Source organism: Amycolatopsis sp. N2S4-7 (genome assembly GCF_058119595.1).
Genome location: NZ_CP172299.1, coordinates 6,014,854 through 6,038,406 on the forward strand (window position 1 = coordinate 6,014,854; position 23,553 = coordinate 6,038,406).

General features: G+C 71.6%; 22 protein-coding genes. 6 read left to right on the forward strand and 16 right to left on the reverse strand.

Annotated elements, in window-relative coordinates:
• Positions 1-13: 13 nt before the first annotated feature.
• Positions 14-1,894 (forward strand): DUF6541 family protein, encoded by a 1,881-nt coding sequence (locus ACH54P_RS28300; RefSeq protein ID WP_489906373.1) that lies wholly within the window; start codon positions 14-16, stop codon positions 1,892-1,894.
• A 207-nt stretch (positions 1,895-2,101) separates the two neighbouring features.
• On the opposite strand, the gene ACH54P_RS28305 is transcribed toward ACH54P_RS28300, so the two are convergent.
• From ACH54P_RS28305 to ACH54P_RS28335, 7 genes are read right to left on the reverse strand one after another with little or no spacing between them, the layout of a single operon-like run.
• A complete protein-coding gene (locus ACH54P_RS28305) occupies positions 2,102-3,076 on the reverse strand; it encodes a lysylphosphatidylglycerol synthase transmembrane domain-containing protein (protein WP_489906374.1) in 975 nt (324 codons plus the stop codon).
• 12 nt (positions 3,077-3,088) lie between these two features.
• Entirely contained in the window at positions 3,089-4,333 is a 1,245-nt protein-coding gene (locus tag ACH54P_RS28310) for an acyl-CoA reductase (RefSeq protein WP_489906375.1), read from the reverse strand.
• Positions 4,330-5,382, reverse strand: a complete 1,053-nt coding sequence (locus ACH54P_RS28315) for a LuxE/PaaK family acyltransferase (protein WP_489906376.1) — start codon at positions 5,380-5,382, stop codon at positions 4,330-4,332. The genes ACH54P_RS28310 and ACH54P_RS28315 overlap by 4 nt, the downstream gene beginning before the upstream one ends.
• Positions 5,379-6,773, reverse strand: a complete 1,395-nt coding sequence (locus tag ACH54P_RS28320; RefSeq protein ID WP_489906377.1) for an AMP-binding protein — start codon at positions 6,771-6,773, stop codon at positions 5,379-5,381. Before ACH54P_RS28320 ends, ACH54P_RS28315 begins: the two co-directional genes overlap by 4 nt.
• On the reverse strand, positions 6,770-7,501 hold the full coding sequence (locus tag ACH54P_RS28325; protein ID WP_489906378.1) for an SDR family NAD(P)-dependent oxidoreductase: 732 nt from the start codon (positions 7,499-7,501) through the stop codon (positions 6,770-6,772). The genes ACH54P_RS28320 and ACH54P_RS28325 overlap by 4 nt, the downstream gene beginning before the upstream one ends.
• Positions 7,494-7,739, reverse strand: coding sequence for an acyl carrier protein (locus ACH54P_RS28330; RefSeq protein ID WP_489906379.1), 246 nt, complete (start codon positions 7,737-7,739; stop codon positions 7,494-7,496). The genes ACH54P_RS28325 and ACH54P_RS28330 overlap by 8 nt, the downstream gene beginning before the upstream one ends.
• Positions 7,740-7,750: 11 nt before the next feature.
• Positions 7,751-8,470: an acyl-ACP--UDP-N-acetylglucosamine O-acyltransferase family protein gene (locus ACH54P_RS28335; RefSeq protein ID WP_489906380.1), complete on the reverse strand. Its 720-nt coding sequence runs from the start codon at positions 8,468-8,470 to the stop codon at positions 7,751-7,753.
• 149 nt (positions 8,471-8,619) lie between these two features.
• Between ACH54P_RS28335 and ACH54P_RS28340 the strand changes: the two genes are divergently transcribed.
• Both ACH54P_RS28340 and ACH54P_RS28345 read left to right on the forward strand, forming a co-directional pair.
• Entirely contained in the window at positions 8,620-9,726 is a 1,107-nt protein-coding gene (locus ACH54P_RS28340; protein ID WP_489906381.1) for a DegT/DnrJ/EryC1/StrS family aminotransferase, read from the forward strand.
• Positions 9,723-10,679, forward strand: a complete 957-nt coding sequence (locus tag ACH54P_RS28345; protein WP_489906382.1) for a Gfo/Idh/MocA family protein — start codon at positions 9,723-9,725, stop codon at positions 10,677-10,679. The genes ACH54P_RS28340 and ACH54P_RS28345 overlap by 4 nt, the downstream gene beginning before the upstream one ends.
• Here ACH54P_RS28345 and ACH54P_RS28350 read toward each other — a convergent pair.
• From ACH54P_RS28350 to ACH54P_RS28360, 3 genes are read right to left on the reverse strand one after another with little or no spacing between them, the layout of a single operon-like run.
• Positions 10,676-12,067 (reverse strand): M20/M25/M40 family metallo-hydrolase, encoded by a 1,392-nt coding sequence (locus tag ACH54P_RS28350; protein WP_489906383.1) that lies wholly within the window; start codon positions 12,065-12,067, stop codon positions 10,676-10,678. The two genes, ACH54P_RS28345 and ACH54P_RS28350, sit on opposite strands and share 4 nt — an antisense overlap.
• Before the next feature lie 55 nt (positions 12,068-12,122).
• Positions 12,123-12,836, reverse strand: a complete 714-nt coding sequence (locus ACH54P_RS28355; RefSeq protein WP_489906384.1) for a hypothetical protein — start codon at positions 12,834-12,836, stop codon at positions 12,123-12,125.
• The gene (locus tag ACH54P_RS28360; RefSeq protein ID WP_489906385.1) at positions 12,833-13,342 is read right to left on the reverse strand and encodes a SigE family RNA polymerase sigma factor; all 510 of its coding nucleotides are present in this window, start codon (positions 13,340-13,342) and stop codon (positions 12,833-12,835) included. Before ACH54P_RS28360 ends, ACH54P_RS28355 begins: the two co-directional genes overlap by 4 nt.
• 141 nt (positions 13,343-13,483) lie before the next feature.
• On the opposite strand from ACH54P_RS28360, the gene ACH54P_RS28365 reads away from it, so the two are divergent.
• Positions 13,484-14,110: a hypothetical protein gene (locus ACH54P_RS28365; RefSeq protein ID WP_489906386.1), complete on the forward strand. Its 627-nt coding sequence runs from the start codon at positions 13,484-13,486 to the stop codon at positions 14,108-14,110.
• Between the two features lie 188 nt (positions 14,111-14,298).
• Here the strand turns inward: ACH54P_RS28365 and ACH54P_RS28370 are convergent, their stop codons facing one another.
• Genes ACH54P_RS28370 through ACH54P_RS28385 form a run of 4 tightly spaced genes read right to left on the reverse strand, consistent with a single transcriptional unit; the run spans position 14,299 to position 18,228 of the window.
• Positions 14,299-14,925 (reverse strand): acyltransferase, encoded by a 627-nt coding sequence (locus ACH54P_RS28370; protein ID WP_489906387.1) that lies wholly within the window; start codon positions 14,923-14,925, stop codon positions 14,299-14,301.
• A complete protein-coding gene (locus ACH54P_RS28375) occupies positions 14,912-16,108 on the reverse strand; it encodes a glycosyltransferase family 4 protein (protein WP_489906388.1) in 1,197 nt (398 codons plus the stop codon). Before ACH54P_RS28375 ends, ACH54P_RS28370 begins: the two co-directional genes overlap by 14 nt.
• Before the next feature lie 32 nt (positions 16,109-16,140).
• Positions 16,141-17,070 (reverse strand): NAD-dependent epimerase/dehydratase family protein, encoded by a 930-nt coding sequence (locus tag ACH54P_RS28380; RefSeq protein WP_489906389.1) that lies wholly within the window; start codon positions 17,068-17,070, stop codon positions 16,141-16,143.
• Positions 17,071-17,094: 24 nt separating this feature from the next.
• Positions 17,095-18,228 (reverse strand): DegT/DnrJ/EryC1/StrS family aminotransferase, encoded by a 1,134-nt coding sequence (locus tag ACH54P_RS28385; RefSeq protein WP_489906390.1) that lies wholly within the window; start codon positions 18,226-18,228, stop codon positions 17,095-17,097.
• Between the two features lie 183 nt (positions 18,229-18,411).
• On the opposite strand from ACH54P_RS28385, the gene ACH54P_RS28390 reads away from it, so the two are divergent.
• Both ACH54P_RS28390 and ACH54P_RS28395 read left to right on the forward strand, forming a co-directional pair.
• The gene (locus ACH54P_RS28390) at positions 18,412-21,516 is read left to right on the forward strand and encodes an AfsR/SARP family transcriptional regulator (protein ID WP_489906391.1); all 3,105 of its coding nucleotides are present in this window, start codon (positions 18,412-18,414) and stop codon (positions 21,514-21,516) included.
• Between the two features lie 9 nt (positions 21,517-21,525).
• Positions 21,526-22,392: a helix-turn-helix domain-containing protein gene (locus ACH54P_RS28395; protein ID WP_489906392.1), complete on the forward strand. Its 867-nt coding sequence runs from the start codon at positions 21,526-21,528 to the stop codon at positions 22,390-22,392.
• A gap of 9 nt (positions 22,393-22,401) precedes the next feature.
• Here the strand turns inward: ACH54P_RS28395 and ACH54P_RS28400 are convergent, their stop codons facing one another.
• Both ACH54P_RS28400 and ACH54P_RS28405 read right to left on the reverse strand, forming a co-directional pair.
• Positions 22,402-22,887, reverse strand: coding sequence for a nuclear transport factor 2 family protein (locus ACH54P_RS28400; RefSeq protein ID WP_489906393.1), 486 nt, complete (start codon positions 22,885-22,887; stop codon positions 22,402-22,404).
• A complete protein-coding gene (locus tag ACH54P_RS28405) occupies positions 22,884-23,492 on the reverse strand; it encodes a TetR/AcrR family transcriptional regulator (RefSeq protein WP_489906394.1) in 609 nt (202 codons plus the stop codon). The genes ACH54P_RS28400 and ACH54P_RS28405 overlap by 4 nt, the downstream gene beginning before the upstream one ends.
• Between the last annotated feature and the right edge of the window lie 61 nt (positions 23,493-23,553).

A 23,553-nucleotide genomic window follows, 5' to 3' on the forward strand; every position in this document is an offset into this window, starting at 1 on the left:
CTTAGTCTCCACCGTGCTCACCGTCTGCGTTGCCATTGCCGTCATCGCCGTCCCGGGCCTGCTGACCGGTCTCGCCGCGGGTTTGCGCGGCTGGGCGCTCGCCGGGTCGGCGCCGTTGCTGAGTTACGCCATCGGCGGCTTGACCGGGCCGTGGGCCGCGGCAGTGGGCTTGCCGTTCAACGCAGTCACGTACGCCGTTTCGACCGTCTTGTTCGCCGGGATCGCTTTCGGCGTCCGGCAAGGGACGGTCCGCCGCTGGTCCCCGGAGCCGGATCCGGTGCTGTGGGCGCGCCGCGGTCACCTGGCCGTGGTGGCGTGCCTGCTGTTCGCCTCGGCCGTCGGCTGCTACGCGACGCTGCTCGGCCTGGGGCACATCGGCGCGCTGCCGCAGGGTTTCGACGCGGTGTACCACGGCAACGCGGTCCGCTACATCGCCGACACGGGCGACGGCGGCCTGTTCGGCACCGGCCACGTGAACTGGTACGGCGACGCGGCGCCGGTGTTCTACCCCAACGCCTACCACCTGCTGGCGGCGGTGACGTACCGGCTCAGCGGGGCGTCCGTTCCGGAGACGCTGGACGCGAACACCGTGCTGCTGCCGGGTTTGCTGGCGCTGTCGCTGGTGACGCTGGTGCGGGAGTTCCGGGGGCGCGCGGTGCTGGCGGGCGCGGTGGCGCTGACGGCGGTGGCGCCGGTGATGAGCCTCTACGAGTCGATGGACCGCGGGCCGCTGCTGCCGTTCGCGCTGGGGGTGGCGCTGACGCCGCTGGCCGCGGTCGCGCTGCGGCGGTACCTGGAGCGGGTCGCGCCGGACACGGGGCTGGTGCTCCTGCTGGCGGCGGCAGGTTTGCTGTGCATCCACTCGTCGACGTTGTTCGGCGGGATGCTGTTCGCCGGGCCGCTGCTGGTGCAGCGCTGGCTCGCGGGATGGCGTCGGCTCGGCCGGGACCTGCTGGCGTTGCTGCCGATCGCGGCGGCGGCGCTGCTGGTGGCGTGGCTGCAGCTGTTCGGCGCGCTCGGGCTGGCGACGGGCGATCTGCCGTACTACGGCTGGCCGAGCGAGTACCGCGCGACGGCGGCACTGGGTGCGCTGCTGGGCTTCCAGCACTACGAGCCGCAGCCGCAGTTGTGGCTGTCGGTGGCGCTGTTCCTGGGGTTCGTGTTCTTCGCGCGCGCGGGCGCGTTGCGCTGGATCGGCCTGACGGCGGCGGTCACGGGCCTGGCGTACATCGCGGTGGCGTCGTCGAACGCGCCGATCGTGATGGCGCTGTCCCGCCCGTGGTGGGACGACCCGTACCGGTTCTTCTCGATGGCGGCGATCCCCTTGAGCGTGCTGGCGGCGCACGGTCTGGCTTCGACGCAGGCCTGGCTTCGCGACCGGTTCCACCTACCCGCGGTGGGCGTTGCGGTGGTGGTGCTGGTGGGATTCGTGCTGCTTTCGAACGGGTTGTACTTCCGCTCCAACGGCGCCCGGGTGTACCCGGGCTACCAGGCGGCGGACGTTTCGAAGCTGCGCGTGACGCCCGGCGAGGCCGCGGCGATGGCGGAACTCGGCAACCTGGCGAAACCGGGCGAGTGGGCGATGAACGACCGCTTCGACGGAACGGCCTGGACGTACGCGTTGTCGGGCGTGCGCACGGTGGCCGGCCATTTCGACGAGACGTGGCTGCCGAAGGACGCGCTGTTGCTGGCGGACCGGTTCCGCGATTACGAGACAGACCCTTCGGTGCGGGCCGCGGTTCGGCGGTTGAACATCCATTGGGTGATTTTGGGGAAGCCGTCGACGGTGCCGGGGAAGCCTTATCAGCCGGGATTGACCGGGTTGGCGGGTGAGCCGTTCCTGACGGAGGCTTACCGCAATCCGGACGCGGTGATTTATCGACTTGTCCCGTGAGTTGTCCACATGTGCGTAAACCCTGTGGACAACTTGGGGACAGGCGGTGGACAACCGCTCAGGCGGGCGTGGCCGCCGGCGGGTCGAGCGGGCCGCAGCCAGGTCGTGCGGATCAAGCAAGCGGGACCGGCGAGCGCGCCGCGGCTTCCGACCACTCGGCTCAGCCACGCGCGTCGAGCAGGAGTGGCCTCGGCTAGGCCGTGCGGATCAAGCGGGCGTGGGCGCCGGGCGGGTCGAGCGGGCCGCTATTGCGGCCAGGCCGGCCGTCAGGAGGTCGGCCAGCGTGAACATCACGCGGGAGGCCACCGCGAACGCCGTCGCCTGGCCCACCGTCAGGCCGCTGGCCGTCAGGACCGCTACCTGGGCCACCTCGCGGACGCCCACTCCGCTCGGGAGGATGAACGCGAACGTGCCCACCGTCATCGCCACCGCCATCGCGCCCACGCACAGCACGAAGCCGCTGAAGCCGGGGGCGCCCACCGAGTTCGCCAGGAGCCACAGGTGGACTCCCTGCAGGCACCACGCCGCCGTCGAGGCGCCGAAGACCTTGCCCACCACTCGCCAGCCCAGGGGGTGGGCCAGCGGCGGGCGGCGGAGGATCCGGAGGACCAGTGACGTGCCCCACGTCAGGATCTTCGGGTGCAGCATCGCCAGGCCGACCGGGATGAGGACGAACAGCCACAGCGCGCGCGGGCTGTTGCTGAACACCGCCGGGGCCGCCAGCAGCGACACCACCAGCGCCGACACCACGCCGACGCCGAGCTGGATCAGGGAGCCCGTGAAGATCCGGGCGCGGGCCAGGCCCGCCTTGCGGCCCAGCTCCATCTGCAGCAGGTACGCCCAGACCGAGCCCGGCACGTACTTGCCGAGCGAGCCGACCAGGCAGATCTGCGCGCCGCGGGCGTAGCCGATCGGCTTGCCCAGGTTGTCGACCATCACCTGCCAGCCCCAGGTGGACACCATGATCGCCGCGACCAGGGCCACCAGGCTCAGCAGTGACGACTGCCAGGCGACGTCACGCAGGGTGTGCCAGAACTCGCCCCAATGCGAGGCCAGCTGCTTCGCCGCGAAACCGACGACCAGCAGGATCGCGACCCACCGGACGACGTCGATGATCTTCGCCTTGGTGGACTTCGGCTGCTTTCCGGCAGCCGGCGTCCCCGGCGTCTCAACTGTCGTCATCGACGGGTCTCCTCAGGCCTGTACCGTGACCAGGCGGCTGAATTCGGCCAGCAGATCGTAACCGTCCCACACCGCGGAGAAGGTCAGGGCCGAGCCGAAGGGCACGATCCGGTCGACGCCGCGGCCCGCCAGCTCGTGCGCGAACGCCGTCAGCTCCTCGGCGGTGAAGCCGAACTGGCTGACCGTCTGGTCCTTCCGCAGGACGATCGGGACCAAATCGGACAACGAAGCCACACGCGCGTTCGCGAACGTGCCCGCCCCGAGCCACTCGCGCGGCAGCGACGCCGGGTCGGTCAGCTCCAGCGTGGCCAGTCCGTTGCCCTCGAACGCGATCTCCTTGACCAGCCCGTCGACCGCCGCGCCGTACGCCGAGACGCGCTTCTGCACCGCCATCGCCGGCTCGGTGACGTGCTGTTTCGCCTCCAGCACCGACGCCAGCAGCGTGCGGAACTCCTGCCCGGCGGCCTGGGCGCCGGCGGAGTCGCCGACCCAGAACACCGCGCGCGGCGACGAGCAGGCGGCCTGGTCGAACCAGTACGAGTCGTTGTAGAAGCCCTCGGCCGCCGCCCGCCGCTCCTCCGCGGACGCCCGCTGCCAGCCGGCCACCGAGGCGACGGCGAACGACGAACGGTCCGGGAACGTCAGGTCACGCGCGTGCGGCGCGAGCGGGTACTTCCGCAGCGCCGCGACCGACCCGTCGCCGCCCCAGATGACGCGCAGGTCGGCGGCCAGCGACAGGGCGCCGCTCACCTCGTCGCTGCGGTCGTACGTCACCATCCGCTGGGTCGCCCGGACCACGTCCGCCACGTCGGAGTCCACTTCGGACAGTGCCGCGTTCAGCGCCTCCAGCACGGCCTCGGCGGCCCCCGCCGAGCGCGACGAGACGCGCACGACGTTGTGGTTCCCCGCCAGTGCGGACAGCGCCCACGAGTAGACGAAGATCGTGTCGACGTTCGCCGGCGGCACGTGGAACACCAGCCCGCGCGGGAACCGCAGCGCACTCCCGGACGTGTCCAGAGTGGACAGCGCCTTGGCGATCTCGCCCTTGCGCAGGAAGAACCCGAGCGACGCCAGCTCCGGGAACCGGCGCGCGGTGGCCGGGGCCAGCAGCTTGCGCGCGAACTTCGTGACGAACTCGACGATCCGCGAGTCGCCGACGCGCAGCCGTCCGCCCGGCGGCGCCGCACGCAGCTCGCCGACCAGGTCGCTCACGGATACCGGAGCGGCAGCGGGAAAACGCTGAGTCAAGACGCTCACGCCGCGGCCCCGGAGAACGTGTCCGAGCACCCGCGCGCCTCGGCCTTGGGCAGCCGGCCGAGCACGGAGAAGTGCTTGCCCGGCCAGTCGCCGTCGTCGATCCCGTTGTACACCCCGAGGTCTTCGGTGAGCAGCACGTGCCCGGGGTACGACCGCGGCAGCGTCGAGACGACCTCGATCACGCCCGGCTCGCCGACCGGCTGCTCCTCCCACGTCGACGGGTCGCGGATCACCACGTCGGCGAAGTCGGGGCAGTACAGCGAGTTCCCGGACGGTCCCTCGAGGAACACGGTGCCGATCTGCTCGATCATCCCGTAGTAGTTGTGGATCCGGGTGAGCCCGGTGTCCTCCTTGAACCGCCGCCGGAACTCGGTGTTGTCCACCGCGCGATCGATCAGCTTCTTCCAGCCACCGGAATGGATCAAGATCCCGTTGGACAGGTCGAGCCCGTGGTCGCGGGCGACCTCGTAGAGGTACAGCCAGACCATGAACGTGAAGCCGAAGATCAGGAACGGCCGGTCGCCGTACTCGGCCAGGAACTTCTTGACCGCTTCGACGTCCGGCTGGTCGTTCTCGTCGAGCACGTACGTGTGCTTGCGGCCGAAGTTCGCCATGCCCAGCACGCCAGCGCCACGCGCGGAGAACGAGCGGCGGTTCTTGATGATGCCGATCGTGTCGACCATCAGCATCGGCAGCCGCTCGCCGCCGAGGACCTCCTGCAGCGTCGCGCCCAGCTGCTTGGTCTGCGCGCCCGCCGCCTCCTTGTCGAGGTAGATCCGCGACGCACCGGCGCCGGTGGTGCCCGACGACGTCAGGGTCTTGAACACCTCGTCGTCCGGGATGGACTTCAGGTCGTGCGTCTTGAACATCCGCACCGGCAGCCACGGCAGGTCGGCGATCGAGCCGAAAGCCGCCGACGGCGCGATGCCCAGCGACGACAAGATCCGTTCGTAGCCCTCGGAGTTCGCCCGGTGGTGAGAGGTCAGGGCGGCGAGTTCGGGCAGCAGCAAGGCCTCCCGGTCGGCCTGCGACCGAGTGAACACGCTCATACCTTCCCCTCCAACGACCGGTAGTCGATCTTGCCGCTGGCCAGCAGCGGCACGGTCTCGATCGGGCGCACGTCGAACCCGCTGGTGTGCAGGTGCAGCCGCTCGGACAGCGCCCGCGACGCGTCCTTGCAGATGCCGGTGTCCGCGCCCTCGGCGAACAGCACGACCTTGTCGCCGGCGGCCACCGCCGCCACCACGTCGATCCCCACCGCCGCCACGCGCACGGCCTGCTCGAGATCGTCGAGGCTGACGCGGTTGCCGAACACCTTGCCGATGCGCTTGAGCCGCCCGGTGATGAACAGGTACCCCTCTTCGTCGAGGTACCCGAGGTCACCGGTGGCCAGCACGCCGCCGCATTCGTCACCCTTGGCCAGGCCGGACTCGTCGTCCGCGTAGCCCATCATCACGTTGGGCCCACGGTAGACGACCTCACCGACAATTTTCGGGTGCGTGGTCTCCGACCCGTCGTCCCGGCGCACCGCGAACCGGCCGCCCGGCAGCGCCGGCCCGGCGGAACCGAGCTTTTCGGCCAGCCTCTCGGCGGGCACCGTCGTCATCCGCGGCGAGGCCTCGGTCTGGCCGTACATCACGTACATCCGGCCGCCGGCCGCGCGCATCTTGTCGTTGAACTCGGCGATCAGCTCGTCGCGCAGCTTCCCGCCCGCCTGCGTGAGCGTGCGCAGCGTCGGGTGCTTCGCGGGGTCGAACTTGAGCCGCCGCAGCATTTCGTAGTGGTACGGGACACCCGCGAGGGACGTGACGCCGTGGGTGTCCACCGCGTCCCAGAAGCCGCGGCCGAGCACCCCGGACGGCTCGATCACGACGGTCGCGTCCCGCACCAGGTGCGAATTCAGCACCGACAGGCCGTAGCTGTAGTGCAGCGGGAGGCAGGTCGGCGCGACCTCGTCCGCGTCGATGTGCAGCACCTGCGCGATGGCGTCGGCGTTGGTCAGGATCGCCTGCCGCGAGAGCCGGACGAGCTTCGGGTTCCCGGTGGACCCGCTGGTCGGGAGCAGGACGGCCAGGTCGGGGTGCGGCCGGACCCCGTCCGCCGACGCACGCACCCAGTCCGCGCCGCGCAGGTCGTACCCGGGAGGCGCGTCGCCGGACGCCGAGAGCACCGCCGCCGGGCGGAAGCGCGCGACCAGCCCGGCCAGCACGTCGGCGTCCAGCGCCGGGTCGATCAGCGCGATCGCCCGGCCGGATTCGAACGCGCCGAGGTAGGTCAGCACGCTGTCGAGGTCGATCGACATCCGCGCGAACACGACGCCGGCCGGCAACGAGGCCAGCCCGTCCATCTTCCGCCCGACCCCGGCCGACAGTTCCGCGCCCGCCAGTGTGCGGCCCCCGGCCACGTCCACCAGCCGAGCGCCCGCACCCAGCAACGTCACAGCACCAAGCCTCCGTCGATCCCCAGCACCTGTCCGGTGATGAAGGACGCTTCGTCACTCACCAGGAACCGGATCGCGTTCGCGACTTCTTCGGGCCGGCCGAGCCGCCCGAGCGGCGTCCGGCCGGCGTTCTCCGCCTTCGCGTCCTCGCTCAGGCCAGCGGTCAGGTCGGTCTCGATCACGCCCGGCGCGACCGCGTTCACGCGGATGCCGGACCGCCCGAGTTCCTTCGCCGCCGAACGCGCGATGTTCGCCACCGCCGCCTTCGACGCCGCGTACACGGTCTGACCGGCGCTTCCGTACTCGCCGACGATAGACGCGAGCACCACGATCGCGCCCGTCTTCTTGCGCATCATCGCCCGGGCGGCGGCCTGCACGGTGTGCAGCGTGCCGGCGACGTTCGTGCTCAGCGTGGTGTCGACGAGCTCCTCGCGGATCATCCCGAGCAGCGCGTCTTCCATGATCCCGGCGTTCGCGACGACGACGTCGAGCCGGCCGTGCTCCTTCGCGACGCTCCTGACCAGCGAAGACACTGCCTTGGCGTCCGTGACGTCGAGAGCGAGCCCGCTCGCGGCGCCCGCGGCGGCGGCCGCTTCCTTCGCGCGGGCCTCGTCGCGGCCGGTGAGCACCACCGTCGCGCCCGCCTCGGCGAGCGCGCGCACGGTGGCCAGGCCGATCCCCCGCGTCCCGCCGGTGACGAGCGCGACGCGACCGGTCAGATCAGGCATTCTTCGCCTGGAGCTCGGTCACCATGTCGACGGCGACCTTGAAGCTCGACATGTCGATGACCTGGTCGGTGTCGAACTCGACGTCGAACTCGTCCTCGATGGCCGCGACCAGCGCCATGTGGCCGACCGAGTCCCACGCCTCGAGGTCGCGGTACTTCAGGTTCTCGACGTCCACGTCGCCGTCGAGGTCGAGCGCTTCGACGAAGACCTCGCGCAGCTTGGGGGCGACATCCGACATGTTCACAGCTCCTAGTGTCCCTCGCGCGGGCGGGCGTCCCACGCCTTGACCAAGGTAGAGAGGTCGCCGGGCAGCGTGGCGTCCGGGAGACCTTCCTTGCCCTTCAGCCAGGGTCCGAGCGCTTCGATCGTCGCCTCGTCGACCCCGCGGCGGGCGAGGCCGACGACGTTGATGCCGGTGACGCGGGCCGGGTTGCCGACGGCGATGGTGAACGCGCCGATCTCGCGGCGCACCGCCGAGCCCATCCCGATCATCGCGCCGGGGCCGATCACGACCTTCTGGTGCAGGACCGTGCCCATGCCGAGGTTCGCGCCGTCCCAGATGTGGCAGTGGCCACCCGTGACGGCGTTGGACGCGACCGTCACGCCGTCGCCGACCAGGCAGTCGTGCGCGATGTGGGAGTTGCGCAGGTAGTAGCCGTCGCTGCCGAGCGTCGTCGTCCGCCAGGTCCCTTGGTGGACGCTCACGTACTCGCGGATCCGGTTGCGGCTGCCGATCACGACGCCGTGGCCGTCGTGGTCCGGGTCACCGGACGGCGCGTCGTCCCACGCCGCCGGGTGCGGGCGGGCCCGGTCCTCGCCCGGCGTGCCGATCGTCACGTGCGGGCCGATCCAGTTCCCGTCGCCGATCCGGGCCGGGCCGACCACCACCGCGAACGGCCCGATCACGTTGTCCTCGCCGAGTTCGACGCCTTCGCCGACGACGGCGGTCGGGTGGATGCGGTTGGCCACGGGCGGGTATCCGTTCGTCAGCGGCTGGGTACTGGGGGTACGACCGCGCCCGGTAACGTGTGGCCCGCGTTCATGCAGGGCGGCCGGGCGCAGAACCGGCGGTTCACTGTACCGGACGCACCGAAATCGCCTGCCGAGAGAGACTGCCCATGATCCCCATCACCGTGGTCGACGTCCGTGATGCGGAGGACCTCGTCGTCGAGGTGCTGCGCTCCGGCGACATCGCACAGGGGCCGATGGTCAAGCGCTTCGAAGCCGCCTTCGCGGCGGTCTCCGGGACGAAGCACGCGATCGCGGTCAACAGCGGGACCACGGCGCTGGTCGCCGCGCTCCAGGTGCTGGACCTGCGGCCGGGCGACGAGGTCGTCACCTCTCCCTTCACCTTCGTCGCGACGCTGAACGCGATCCTCGAGGCCGGCGCGACCGTGCGGTTCGCCGACATCCGGCGCGACGATTTCGCGCTGGACCCCGACGCCGTCGCCGGGGCCGTCACCGACCGCACGAAGGTGCTCATGCCGGTGCACCTCTACGGCCAGACCGCGGACATGGGCAAGCTGGGTCCCCTGGCCGCCGAGCACGGGCTGCAGGTCATCGAGGACGCCGCGCAGGCCGTCGGCGCGTCGTTCGAGGGCAAGCCGGCCGGGTCGTTCGGCACCGGCTGCTTTTCGCTGTACGCGACGAAGAACATCACGACCGCCGAAGGCGGCATCGTCACGACGGACGACGACGAGCTGGCGGACCGGCTGCGCGTGCTGCGCAACCAAGGCATGCGCGCCCGCTACCAGTACGAGGTCGCCGGGCACAACTACCGGATGACCGACCTGCACGCCGCCGTCGGCATCCCGCAGCTGGCGAAGCTCGACCAGCTGACCGCCGTCCGCCAGGCGAACGCGAAGCGGCTGTCGGAGGGGCTCGCCGGCACCCCCGGCTTGGACGTCCCGCAGGTGCTGCCGGGCCGCGAGCACGTGTGGCACCAGTACACCGTGCTCGTCGGGCCGCACGCGTTCCTCTCACGCGACGAGCTGGCCGCGGCGCTGACCGAGCGCGGCGTCGGCAACGGCATCTACTACCCGAAGCTCGTCTTCGACTACGACTGCTACGCCGGGCACGACCTCGTCCCGGGCGCCCGCGTCGAGGACTTCCCGGTGGCGCGCACGGTGGCGGACCAGGCGCTTTCGCTGCCGGTGCACCCGCACCTGTCCGAGGCCGACCTGGAAACCATCATCGAGACGGTTCGCGAGGTACTGGGGGCGTGACGCACCGGATCGCTCTCGTCGGGACCGGGAACATGGGATCGCTGCACGCGCGCGTGCTCGCCGGCAACGACCGCGTCGACCTGGTCCGCGTGATCGATCCGCGGGAGGACGCGGGCAAGGCCGTCGCCGAGCGGTACGAGACGCGGTGGACGCCGGAGATCGGCTCACTGTCCGATGTGGACGCCGTGGTGCTGGCGTCGGCCACCGAGGCGCACTACGACCTGGCGCAGGAGATCCTCGGCCAGGGCAAGCCGATGCTGGTCGAAAAGCCGGTGTGCAACAGCTACGAGCTCTCGCGGGAGATCGTCGCGCTGTCGGCGAAGAAGAACATCCCGCTGATGTGCGGGCTGCTGGAGCGGTACAACCCGGCGGTCATGACCGCGCGGGCGCTGGTGAACGAGCCGGTGCACCTGATGGCGCGCCGCCACGGCCCGTACGCGCCGCGGATCAAGACCGGCGTCGCGTGGGACCTGCTGGTGCACGACGTCGACCTGGCGATCCAGTTCTTCGGCGGCGCGACGCCGTCGCGCGTGACGTCCGGCGCGGGCTACTTCCACCCGCAGTCGGTCGAGGGCGCCGAGGACACCATCGAAACGGTGCTGTCGTTCCCGACCGGCCTCGCCACGGTGTCGGCCTCGCGGCTCGGGCAGAAGAAGGTCCGGTCGCTGGTCGTTTCGGAGCTGGACCGGCTGATCGAGATCGACCTGCTGCGCCGCGACGTCACGATCTACCGGCACGTGTCGCACGACTCCGTCACCCCGGACGGCCTCGGCTACCGGCAGCAGACGGTGATCGAGATCCCGGAGCTCGTCACGGCCCGGGAACCGCTCGCCACGCAGCTGGACCGGTTCTGCGACCTCCTCGAAGGCAAGGTCGACGCCGACGCCGAGCGCGACCTGATCCTGCCTTCGCACCACGTCGTCGAGCAGGTGCTGACGCAGGCCGCGGCCTAGCTCACCGGCGCCGGGAACGCGGCCGGGCTGCGGCGGCCGTCCGGGCCGACCGCGCGGACGCCGAAGAAGACGTTGTCCTTCGACAGGTCGATCTTCGCCGTCAACGCCGGGCCGACGTCGATGGCGTGCGTCCAGTCCGGGGCCGTCGTCTCGCGCCAGAGCACCTCGTACCTCGCCGCGCCCGGCGTGGCCGTCCACAGCAGCTCCGAGTCGTTGGTCAGCGCCGCCGTGCGGATCTTCACGCCCTTCGGCGTGCCCGGCGCCGTCGCCAGCGACCACAGCGCCGCGCCGTTCACGCGCGCCACCCGCGCGATGAACGGGAAGTCGCAGAACTCCGGCAGGTCGCCGTACTGGACGCCGTTCTCGACCCGGACGTTCTGGTGCTGGTGCGCGAAGTCCTCGTTCGGCTCGGTGAACCGCGCCGCCGGGTAGCCCTGCTCGAGGAAGCCGATGTGGTCACCGCCGCGCAGGTAGCGGTCGCGCCGGTAGATCACCCGGACCGCCATGCCGGTCGCGTCGTTCTCCGCGACGGACTTCACGAACCGGGCCAGCTGACGCGGCGGGGAGTCGTTCTCGCCCCCGATGCTGCGGCGCAGGTTCGCCTCGGCCGGCGTCTCCGCCGTCGGGACGCCTTCGGCGAACAGGCGGATCGTGAACGGGTCGCGCGTGCCGTCGTCGGCGCGGCTCGAGCCGACGATGTCGTTGGTGAACATCGCCTGGACGTCGGTGCCGCCCGCCTTGAACTGCTGCGCCAGGTACCGCGAGCCGTAGAGGCCCTGTTCTTCCCCCGCGACGGCGGCGAAGACGATGGTCGCGGCCGGTTGCCGCGTCGAGAGCACCCGCGCCAGCTCCAGGGAGACAGCGACGCCCGACGCGTCGTCGTCCGCGCCAGGCGCGTCGCTGGTGAAGTCCATGACGTCGCTGCAGCGCGAGTCGTAGTGCCCCGAAACGACGTACACGCGGCCGGGGTCGGTGGCGCCGTGGAGCGTCGCGACGACGTTGGTGATCTTCGTCGGCACCGGGATCCGGTCGGCGGGTGGCTGGACGTACGACTGCAGCTCGACGCTCAGCCGGCCGCCCGAGGCCGCCGCGATCTGCTGGAACTGCGCGAAGAGCCAGTCGCGCGCCGCGCCGATGCCGCGGACCGGGTCGTCCTGCGCGGAGAGCGTGTGCCGGGTGCCGAAGGCGGCCAGCCGCCGCACGGTCACTTCGACCCGGCGTTCGTCGACCTGCCTGAGCAGCGCCCGCAGCTCCGGGCCGGGACGCTGCGGCCGCACCGGGCCACCCGGCCCGCGGTCCCCGAGTTCGGCGGCGCCGGCCGGGACTCCGGCCACGGACGCCACTCCCAGTACGGCCGACGCGGTGAGGAAAGCTCGTCGAGAGGTCACGGATCCGGTCTTACGCCCGCGCGGGGCCGCCGTGTACCGCCGACCGGACGTCGGGCTACTTGGTGAGGCGCTTTCCGTCGGCGTCGTAGGCGATCAACGGGGTCAGCGACGCGGAGTCCGGGACGGCGTCGGGGTGGAACCAGAAGAAGACCACGTTCGGGTCCTCGGTCCACTTCGCCAGCTTGGCTTCGACGGTGAAGCCGTGCACCGTCGTCGTGATCTTCGCCGCCGGGCCCGCGAAGTAGCCGAAAACCGGGATGACCTGGTCACCGATGAGCTCGCCGCCATCGGTGGCGTGGAAGCCGAACGACCGGTCCGAGCCGCGGATCTCGTTCGAGGCCAGTGCGGCCTGCAGGGAGGTCCCGGACCGGAACCCGGCCACCAGGCTGAAGTGGATGTCCGGCAGCAACTGCGGTTCGTCGAGGGCCCGCGCGAAGAGAACCAGCTCGCCCGCGGACGTCCGGATCCCGGTCCCGACGACGTCACCGAGCACCTGCGCCTCCGGCGGCCCGCCGGTCGTCGTCGGCGTGACCGACACCGGCGACGGCGGTTGCGCGACCGGCGCGGGTGCGGGCTGCCGCAGCTGGACGGCGAACACGACGACGAGCACGACGGCGGCCGCGGCGGCGGCACCGGCGGCGCTCGTCAGCACGCGGCGGCGACGCCGGAGGCGCGTGCCGTCGGCCATGATCCGGGCCAGGTCCGGCTCGGCGAAGGGCTCGTCGGGCGGTTGCCGGAGGGCGGCTCGGAAGTCGTCGAGGTCGTTCATCGCCCGCTCCCTCCGATCAGCGTGTCCTCGGGATCCGCTTCGACCCGCAGCTTGGCCAGGGCCCGCGAGTTCGTGCTCTTCACGGTACCCAGTGAAACGCCGAGCTCACGGGCCACGTCCGCTTCGGGCAGGTCGAAGAAGTGCCGCAGCACGACGACGGCGCGTTCCCGGTCGGTCAGCTTCTTGAGCACGGCGGTGAGCCACGCGCGCTGGGTGACGACCTTGCCGACGTCGTGGCGGTCCTGCTGCTCGGGCATCGCCTCGGTGGCGTACTCGCGGATCGGGCGCCGCCAGCCGTCGATGACGTGGTTCATCAGGACCGTGCGGGCGTAGCCGTAGGCGTCCTTGTGCCGGACCCGCGACCAGGCCGCGTACGTGCGGGTGAAGGCCGTCTGGGCGGCGTCCTCCGCCTGGTGGCGGTCACCGGTGAGCAGGAACGCGGCGTGGGTCAGCCGCGCCGACGACGCGCGCACGAACTCCGCGAACTCGTCGTCGCCGCGCGCCATGCCCACCTCGTTCCGTCTCCCCCAGCGACGGCCGGGCCCGGGAAAGGTTGCCTCTCAACCTTTCCGAGGGTACGCCCGTAACCCCCTGCGGACGATCTTGCTGCCCGGCCCGGCCGGGGAGCCGACCGAGGGAGAAAGCCCATGAGGAAACGTCTCGTCATCGCCGGCACGGTCGCCGCCGCGTGCGGTGCGCTGGCGTTGTCCGGCGTGCTGACCACGGCGAACGCCGCGTCCGCACCGGTCGCGCCCGCCGCGCCCACCGCGCCCACCGCTCCGGCCGCGGCTGCGCCGGTGGCACCGTCGGCCGAGGTCGCCGCGTCCGGGCACGAGGTGCTCGGCGAGGTCATCCCCTCGGGCTTCGGCGACCTGGTCTTCTACGGCGTGAAGGTGCAGGAGCCGCGGCTGCCCGGCACGACGTTCGGCATCATGGCCGGCGCGCGGGGCGCGGCCGGCGGCCTGACCGACCTGGTCGTCACGAACGAGACGTCGGGGCCCGAGAAGGCACCGGGCTTCCACGCGGTGTCCGGCGGCCTGAACATCAACGAGTACGACGTGCCGTCCTTCGGCTACTACTCCGGACCCGCCGCGAAGATCACCGGGCGGATCCACGGCACGACCGGCGAGGCGCACCAGGCCCGCTGGAGCGTCGACCCGAACGTGGTCGTGTTCTGGTTCGACCCGGGCGTGGCCGACCCGGAGGACCTGAAGGCCTACGACGCGGCGGGCAACGAGCTCCCGGCCGGCGACACGGGTGTCGGCCACGGCTGAAACGTTGCGTAACCGCAATCCCACGGGGCGTTACCGAGAGCTAGATTGTCCTGCGTGCGCAATTCGGGGGAATTCTTCGCCGCCCCATGGTCGAGCACGGTGAGGCGGCTCCCCGACGGCGGCGCCGGCGACCACGCCGGCGTCGCCGTCATCCACGTCGGCGAGCCACCGCCGGCGGGTGACCGAAGCTACTCCGAGAAGTCGCCCGAAGGGGCGCCCCAGCCGGACGCGTCGCCGCCGCGTTCCTCGGCGATCGCGCGGCGGCGGGCGTTCTCCGCCCGTACCCGCTCCACCTCGGACTGGATGTACTCCTCGTCGTAGCGCTGGAACACCCGGGCCGGGTTGCCCGCGACCAGCGTGCGCGGCGGGACGTCCTTCGCCACCACGGAGTTCGGCTGCACCGTCGCGAAGTCGCCGATCGTCACACCGGCCATGATCACCACCAGGCCGCCGATGAAGCAGCCCCTGCCGATCTTCACCGGCTTGCGCTCGATCAGGTCGCTGCCCGAGTGGTTCTGCAGCGTCATGTTCGCCAGCCAGCTGGAGTGCGTGAAGATCAGCGTGTTCAGCCCGATGCTGGTGTGCTCGCCGATCTCCAGGCCGCCGCTCGCGTCGAGCGCCGCGCCTTCGCCGATCCAGCAGTGGTCGCCCATCGAGAGGTTCTCGGGGCTGATGATCTTCACGCGCTCGCGTACCCGGCACGTCGACGGCAGGCCGTAGAACGCCGCCCGCTCGGCGTCGTTCATGTACTGCGAGACGAGCTCGGTCAGGATCTGCGGGCGCAGCCGGTGGCTGCGCTCGTCATCGAAGAACATCGGCTTCCGACACCAGCTTCTCGAACGTCCTCAAGTGTTCTTCCGCGACGACGTCGAGGCCGAAGTTCGACCGCACCATCTCGCTCTCGCGCTGCGCGATCAGCGCCCGCCGCTCCGGGTCGTCGAGCAGCTCGATCACCGTGCGCGCCACGGCTTCCGCATCGTCCGGACGCACGAGCAGGACGTTCTCGCCGTTGCGCAGCTCGATGCCCGGGTAGTTGTCCTCGGTGACCGACGCGATCGTCGCCGTGCCGGACAGCATCGCCTCCAGCGACGCCGTGCCGCAGCCGCCGTTGAGGTCGTGCGTGACGATGTCCGCCGCCGCGAAGTACGCCGGGACGTCCTCCTTCGGCACCGCGCCCGTGACGACGAGCGCGTCCGAAACGCCCAGCTCGGCGGCCCGCTTCAGGAAGGCGTCGTGGTAGACGCGGCCGACCACGATCACCCGGACGCCCGGGTGCTTGTCCAAAATGGACGGCAGGGCCTCGATCAGCGGCAGCCGGTTGCGCAGCGGGATCACGTGCCCCAGGGAGACGATCAGCGGCGCGTCGCCGATCTCGTGCTCCGCGCGGACGTCCTTCGTCACCGGCTTCGCGAAGTGGCCCGTGTCGACCGCGATCGGGAAGTACTCCGAGTTCGCGTCGCTGGTGCCGTAGCGCTCGACGCAGTAGTCGACGCCGAGCTTGTCGAGGATGACGTACCGCGGCTTGAGGTAGCTGAGGATCGGCCGGACGAGCACCGCGTCGAGCAGCCGGAACACCCCGCCGTACAGCTTGTTGTCGCTGATCAGGAGCGTGTGGATGGTGAGCAGCGTCGGGATGTCGTGCCGCCGCGCGTAGATCCCGGCCAGCCACGACAGGTCGAAGAACTGGCCGTGCAGGTGGATCGCGTCCGGCTTGAACTCGTCCAGCAGCTTCCACAGCCGCCGCCAGTTCCCCGGCCGCAGCGACGCGAAGCTCATGTCGAAGTCGATCGACAGCCCGATCTGCGGCATCTTCGTCGCCGGGAGGCGCACGACGCGGTAGCCGTCGCGCTCCTCCTCGGCCGGGGCCTCCGCGTAGGCGGCCGTGATCGCCAGCACCTCGTGCCCGGCCTGGACGAACTGGGCCGCCAGCGACGCCGACATGTGCGCGCTGCCGCCCACGCGGGGCGGGAAGAAGTTGTTCACCACCGCGATGCGCATCGCGCGCCCCCGGGCCGGCCCCGCAGTGGCGTTCACACCGATGCCCTGACCAGTTCCCGCATCCCGTTCTCGACGGTGATCCGCGGCTCCCAGCCCAGCACCTCGCGGGCCCGGCTGATGTCGGCAGCGCGGCGCGAGACCAGCACCTCGCGCTCGTTGAACTGCGGCTCGACGTCGACGCCGACGGCCTCGATGAGGATCTTGGCCAGCGCGGCGATCGACGTGTCGATGCCGGTGCCGATGTTGATCGGCAGGTTCGCCCGCTCCGACTCCAGCGCCGCGACGACGGCCCGCGCGAGGTCGGTGACGTGCACGAAGTCCATCGACTGGTCGCCGCGGCCGTCGATGACCGGCGGCTGGCCGGCGCGCAGGCGCTGGATGAAGTGGTTGATCACCGAGGTGTAGTAGGCCTCGATCTTCTGGCCGGGGCCGTACACGTTGAAGAACCGCAGCGCGTTCCAGGACAGGCCCTTGGTGCGCTCGTAGAAGCCGAGCAGGTCCTCGCCCGCGCGCTTCGAGATGCAGTACGGCGTGAGCGGGCGCAGCTCGTCGTCCTCGTGCATCGGCAGCCGCTTCGGTTCGCCGTAGACCGACGCGGTCGAAGCGAACACGAGCCGCTCGACGCCTTCGTCCGCGGCCGCGGCGAACACGTTGTGGTTGCCGGTCATGTTGATGTCGATCGACTCGTGGGGGTCGGCGATCGACTTGTTGATCGACACCGTCGCGAAGTGGACGACGTGCGTGCAGCCGCGCATCGCCTCGCGCACCGCGCCGCCGTAGCGGACGTCCTTCTCGACCAGCTCGACCTTGCCGGTCGCCACGAACTCGTTGACGCGGGTGCGGTCGCCGCGGGTCATGTTGTCGAAGATCCGGACCGTGTAGCCGCCCTCGATGAGCAACGGGATGACGTGCGCGGCGATGAACCCACCGCCCCCGGTGAAGAACACCTTCTTGTCGGACACCAAATTCTCCTCGGTAGGGCGGCTTCAGGACAGGGACTGCACGGCTTCGCGCACCACTTCGCCGACGCGCGTGACTTCGGCGTCGGTGAGGTTGGCGTGCATGGGGACGGCGAGCTGACGCGCGAACGCGTCGGCGGAGACGGGCAGCGGGGCCTGAGGCCCGTAGATCGGCTGGAGGTGCGAGGCGTACGTGCCGAAGTTGCACTGGACGCCCTGCTCGCGGATGCGCAGCGCCAGGGTGTCCCGGCTGATCTCCGGCGCGACCGTGAGCAGGTAGGCCTGCCACGGGTGCTCGCGGTCGGGCAGCTCGACGGGGACGGTCAAGGCGTCGACGTCCGCGAAAGCCTCGTGGTAGCGCTTCGCGACCGAGCGGCGCGCGGCGAGGAGGTCCGGCAGGCGGTCGAGCTGGACGTTCATGATCGCGGCCTGGACGTCCGACATGCGGAAGTTGTAGCCGAGCTCGTGGAACTCCGGGATCGGCAGCGTGTTGGAGCCTTCGCGGCTGATCGCCGGCTCGATGCCGTAGGTGTGCAGCTTGCGCGCGTGCGCGATGAGGTCCTCGCGGTCCGAGACCAGCGCGCCGCCCTCACCGGCGGTGATGCCCTTGCGGCCGTGGAAGGAGAACGCGGCGAGGTCGGCGAGGCTGCCGGCCGGGCGCGTCCGGTACGTCGCGCCCGCGGCGCACGCTGCGTCCTCGAACAGCCAGAGGCCGTGCTTGTCGGCGATCGCGCGGTACTCGTCGAAGTCACCGGGCTGGCCCGCGACGTCGACGGCGAGGATGCCGACGGTCTTCGGCGTGATCAGGGCCTCGACGTGGGCCGGGTCGGCGCTGAAGACGTCCGGGCGGATGTCGGCGAACACCGGCGTCGCGCCGGCCTGCACGACGGCGTGGCCGGTCGCCGGGAACGTGTAGTCGCCGACGATCACCTCGTCGCCCGGCTGCACGCCGAGCACCTTGAGGCCCAGGAAGAGCGCCGAACCGCAGTTCGCGGTCGTCAACGCGTGCGCGGTGCCCGTGACCTGGGCGAACCGCTCCTCGAACCGACGGCACGCCGGCCCGGCTCCGGCCAGCCAGCCGGATCGGAAGACCTCGGCGACGGCGGCGAGCTCCTCTTCGCCCACCGTCGGCTGACCTAGGGCAATGCTGTCGGACGGCATACCTCTCCCATTGCGTGGGGACCCGCCGAAGTGTATAGACGCACGCTCAGCTGATTCACAGGCCCACGGCGAAGTCCACTTTCGAGTGACACCTTCCGCAGGTCGGCTGTGACATCCGGGGCTTCGCCCCGAGCCGGGGGCTTCGCCACCCGGACCCCCGAAACCACGTTCTAGGCTGGGCGCATGCGATTCGGGGTGCTGGGGGCCGTCGCCGCGTGGCACCCGGACGGCACGCAGGTGGCGGTGGGCGGCCCGCGCTCGCGGACGCTGCTGGCCCTGCTCGCCCTCGAAGCCGGCCGGTTCGTCCCGGCCGAGCGGCTGATCGACGGCATGTACGGCGAGCACCCGCCGGACGGCGCGGCCAACGCCCTCCAGTCCCAGGTGTCGCGGTTGCGGACGGCGCTCAAGGAGCTGGCCCCGGTCGAGTTCACGGCGGCCGGGTACCGGCTGGCCGTCGAACCGGACGAAGTGGACGTTCTCTCGTTCGAGCGGCTCGCGCGCGAAGGCCGGGCGCTGCTGAAGAACGGCGAGCACGCGCGGGCGGCGAACGTGCTGGGCGAGGCACTGGCGTTGTGGCGCGGGCCGGCGTTCAGCGATCTGACGGACGCGCCCTTCGCCGCCGGCCAAGCGGCCCGGCTCGAGGAGCTGCGGGCGGACGCGGCGGACGACCACGTCGAAGCCCGGCTGGCGCTCGGCCAGGCCGAAGACGTCCTCGCCGGGCTGCGGGAGACGGTCGCCGCGCAGCCGCTGCGCGAACGGCCGCGCGCGCAGCTGGTCCGCGCGCTGGGTGCCGCGGGGCGGCCGGCCGACGCGCTCGCCGCGTTCGAAGACGCCCGCCGCACGCTGGCCGACGAGCTGGGCGCCGACCCCGGTCCGGAACTCGCCGAAGCGCACCTCGCCGTGCTTCGCGGCGAAACCGAAAAGCCGGTGATCCCGGCGTTGCCCGCGCAGCTGACCAGCTTCGTCGGCCGGGACGCCGAGCTGCGGCAGGTCGCGGAGCTGCTGGAACGCAGCCGGCTCGTGACGCTCACCGGGCCGGGCGGCACCGGCAAGACGCGGCTGGCCGTCGAACTCGCCGCCGCCGAAGCCGGGCCGGTCGCGTTCGTCGAGCTCGCCCCGCACGAGGGCAGCGACGTCGTCCGCGCGGTGCTGGGCACGCTCGGCCTGCGCGACGCCCCGCTGACGACGCGCGGCGGCCCGAAGGACCCGGCCGAGCGGCTGATCGCCGCCCTGCGCGACCGCACGACCCTGCTGGTGCTCGACAACTGCGAGCACGTCGTCGACGTCGTGGCCCGGCTGGCCGCGCGGCTGCTCGCCGCGTGCCCGGGGCTGCGGGTGCTGGCCACCAGCCGCGAGCCGCTCGGCATCACCGGCGAGCAGCTGGCGCCGGTGCCGCGGCTGGCCGTGCCGCCGCCCGGGACGTCCGCCGCACGGGCCCGGGAGTTCGCCGCGATCCGGCTCTTCGCGGACCGCGCGGCCTCGAGCGATCCCGCGTTCGCCCTCGACGAGTCGACGATCGGCGACGTCCAGCACATCTGCGCCGCTCTCGACGGCCTGCCGCTGGCCCTGGAGCTGGCCGCGGCACGCGTCCGGACCCTGGCGCTCGGCGAGATCGCGACGCGGCTCGACGACCGGTTCCGGCTGCTCGCCCGCGGCAGCCGGACGGCCGAGGCGCGGCACCGCTCGCTGCGCGGCGTCGTCGAGTGGAGCTGGGACCTGCTCGGTGACGAGGAGCGCGAGCTGGCGCGGCGGCTGACCGTGTTCCCCGGCGGCGCGACCGCCGCGGCCGCCGCCGAGGTGTGCGGCGCGGACGTCGACCTGCTGCCGGAGCTGGCCGACAAGTCGCTGCTCGAAGCCGTCGGCGGGCGGTTCCGGATGCTGGAGACGATCCGCGCGTTCGGCGCGGAGAAGCTCGCCGAAGCGGGCGAGACCGAGACGTTCCACCGCGCGCACGCCGAGTACTTCCTGCGGTTCGCCGAAGAAGCCGACCCGATGCTGCGGACGGCGGCGCAGCTGGAGTGGCTGGACCGGATCGACGCCGAGTACGACAACCTCCTGGCCGCGCTGCGCTGGGCGACCGAGCACGACGTCGTGCTCGCGCTGCGGCTGGTGCCGTTGCTGGCGATGTACTGGTGGATGCGCGGGCGGCGGTTCGAAGGCGCCGGGCTGTCGCTGGCGGTCGTGGAGCGGTGCCCGCCGGAGGTGCGCGAGGAGTACCTCGAGGAGTTCCTGGTCTGCGTGCTCGGGGCGATGTCCGGTTCGCCGCACGAGTCGCTGGAGCAGTACCTGCCCCTGGTCCGCCGGTACGCGAAGGACGGGAACTGGGCGCCCCGCAACCCGGTGCTGGTCCTGCTGCTGGGCGTGGTCGTCGGCCCGCCGGGTGACGACGACGAGCTGCTCAACCGCGGCGAAGCCCTGCTGGCCAACGGCGACGCGTGGGGCTGGGCGCTGCTGCCGACGGGCATGGGCCTGCGGGCGATGATGACGGGCGACCTGGCCGGGGCCGAGGAAGGCCTGCGCGAGGGCGCGGCGCAGTTCCGGGCGCTGGGCGAGCGGTGGGGCTTGTCGATGGCGCTCGATCACCTGTCGCAGCTGCTGACCTGGCGCGGGGAGCACGACGCCGCGTTGCCACTGATGGACGAGGCCCTGGGCCTGATGCACGAGATCGGCGCGACGGACGACGCCGCGGACCTGATCTGCCGCCGCGCGTGGACCCACCTCCTGCAGGGCGACTTCGCCGCCGCTCACGCGGACTACGAACGGGCGGCGGCGACGGCCCGCCGGTCGGGCATGCCCGAAACCCGCGCGTCGGCGTACATCGGGCTGGCGAACCTGTCCCGGTACGAAGGCGATCTGGCGGCGGCGCGACGGCTGTGCGAGCGCGCGCTGGAGGAGTGCGCGGGCGGCTCGTTCGCGGCGGAGACGGTCCGGGCCACGGCGATGATCTCGCTGGGCTGGCTCGCGGTCGCCGAGGGCCGGCTGTCCGAAGCGGCTCAGCTGCACCGCTCGGCGCTGGTCATGGGACGCCGGTGGCACGCGGGTGACGTGGTGGCGTTCGCACTGGAGGGCCTGGCGGGCGCGGCGGCCGGCCCGGACCAGGCGGCGGCGCTGCTGGGAGCGGCGGCCGGGGTCCGCGGGACGGCGATCATCGGCGACCCGGACGCGTCGTCGGTGCGGACCCGGGCGCGGGAATCACTGGGGGCGCACGGTTTCGAACGGGCCTACGGCGCCGGACTCGGGATGAAGCACTCGATCGAGGATGGGCGTCCAGCAGGTGGGGACACCTAGATTGCGGCCATGCCGAGGACGGACACCGTCACCCCGAGAACGCGCACCCTGGCGGCGTCCATCCGTGCGGTGCGCAGCGACGCCAAGTTCGGCCTGCGCGAGCTGGCCCGCCGGATCGGGATCAGCCCGCAGCTGCTGAGCCAGTGGGAACTCGGGGTGCGGATCCCGCGCCTGGAGGACGTGACCGCCATCCTGGGCGCCCTCGGGGTGATCGGCGATCGCAAGCAGCAGATCCTGACCCTGGCGAAGGGCGCGGCCGAGCCGTGCTGGATCACCTACGGCACGCCGGGGACCCCGCAGCAGCTGGCCGCGGTGATCGAGTGCGAGAAGGCGGCGGAGTCGGTCGTCGAGTGGGCGCCGATGGGGATCCCGGGGGTGTTGCAGACCTCCGCCTACGCCCGCGCCACCTTCACCGCGTTCGGCCTTCCGCGCGAGCAGGCGGACGAACAGCTCGCGGTGCGCCTCGACCGCCAGCGGCTCCTGGCCGGAGCCTCCTTCGAAGCCTTGATCGGGGAAGCCGCCCTGCGGGATCGGATCGGTACTCCGGCCACGATGTTCGACCAGCTGCACTCACTCGTCGAGAAGGCGGCGCTGCCGACCACCACCGTGCGAGTCGTGCCGGCGAGCTGCGGCTGGCACCCCGGTCTCGCGGGCCCGTTCATCCTCTACACGCTGACCGACCGGACTTCCGTGCTCTACTTCGAGCATTTGAGTTCCAGCGCCTTCGTCCCCGACGACTACGACGTCGGGGTGTACCGCGCGGGGCTCAGGAAGATCCGGGCGGCCGCGTTGAGCCCGGCCGAGTCCGCGGGTTTCATCGCCCGGCTCGCGGACGAGATCGAGGGTGTCGCGGAATCCAGCTTGGCGGACGAGTAGCCCCTTTTCTCACGCGCCGCGGCCGCTGACCAGCGGAACCGCGTGCCGGTCCCCCGAGCGGACCATCGCCAGCAGCGGCTTCGCCAGCACGCCCAGCACCCGCGCGGCCACCGGCCGTCCGTTGCGCCGGGCGATGTCCGGGCCGAACCGGTCCATCAACGTCACCAGGGCCGGCAGCGTCCGCACGAACAGCGTCGCCTCTTCGATCAGCCCCTCGTCGTTCAGGTGCACCACCGTCGCCTCCTCGATCGGCTCCCCGCCGATGCGGGCGGTGTAGACCACCACCCGCGTCCGCTCGTCGCCGACGTCGGTGTGGAAGCGGATGTCCGACAGGTGCGCGTACGCCACCTCGATCAGCGGCCGCAGCTGCGCGTGCCCGGTGAAGCGCACGCGGGACGTCAGCGGCGAATGCAGCACCGCGTCCGGCGCGAACGCCGTCATCGCCAGGTCCACGTCCCCCGCTTCGGCCGCGCGGCGATACGTTTCCGTGCTCATCGTTCCCCCTTGATCAGCGTGGCGAGTCCTCGCCACAGCAGGTCGACCGTCAGCGCCACGACCTCGTCGCGCGGGATTTCGCGGTGGTTCCACCACCACGTCGCGACCGCGTTGAGCGCGCTCTTGCAGGCCTCCGCCAGCACCTCGTCGGCCAGCGGGCGCGGGATGCGGGCCGTGAGGTCCAGCGGTATCCCGTCGAACAACGCGGCCAGGTTGGCCGTGGACCGCTCCTGACCGCGGCGGTGCACCGAGGCGACCGCGGGGTCCGACGGCGTCTCCGCGAAGATCATCCGCCAGCCGCGCTCGTGGGACTCGATCCACGCGAAGATCGCCGAGACGCGGCTTCGCAGCAGCACCTCCGGATCGTCCGACGGCGGGAGCGAGCCCCAGCCGGCCAGCAAGCCGTCCACTTCGGACTCCAAGAGCGCCGCGTACAGCTGCGCCTTCGCCGGGAAGTGGTCGTAGAGCACCGGCGTGCTGATCCCGGCGGCCGCGGCGACCTCGCGCATGCCGGCTGCGTCGTAACCCGCCGATGCGAACACTTCCGCGGCCGCGGCGAGGATCCGCTCACGCCGCGCTTCCCGCGTCAATCGCTTACCTGACATCGGTTAGGTACCGTACCTGACGAGCGTTAGGTAACGCCAGGAACACCTCCGGCCGGGACTC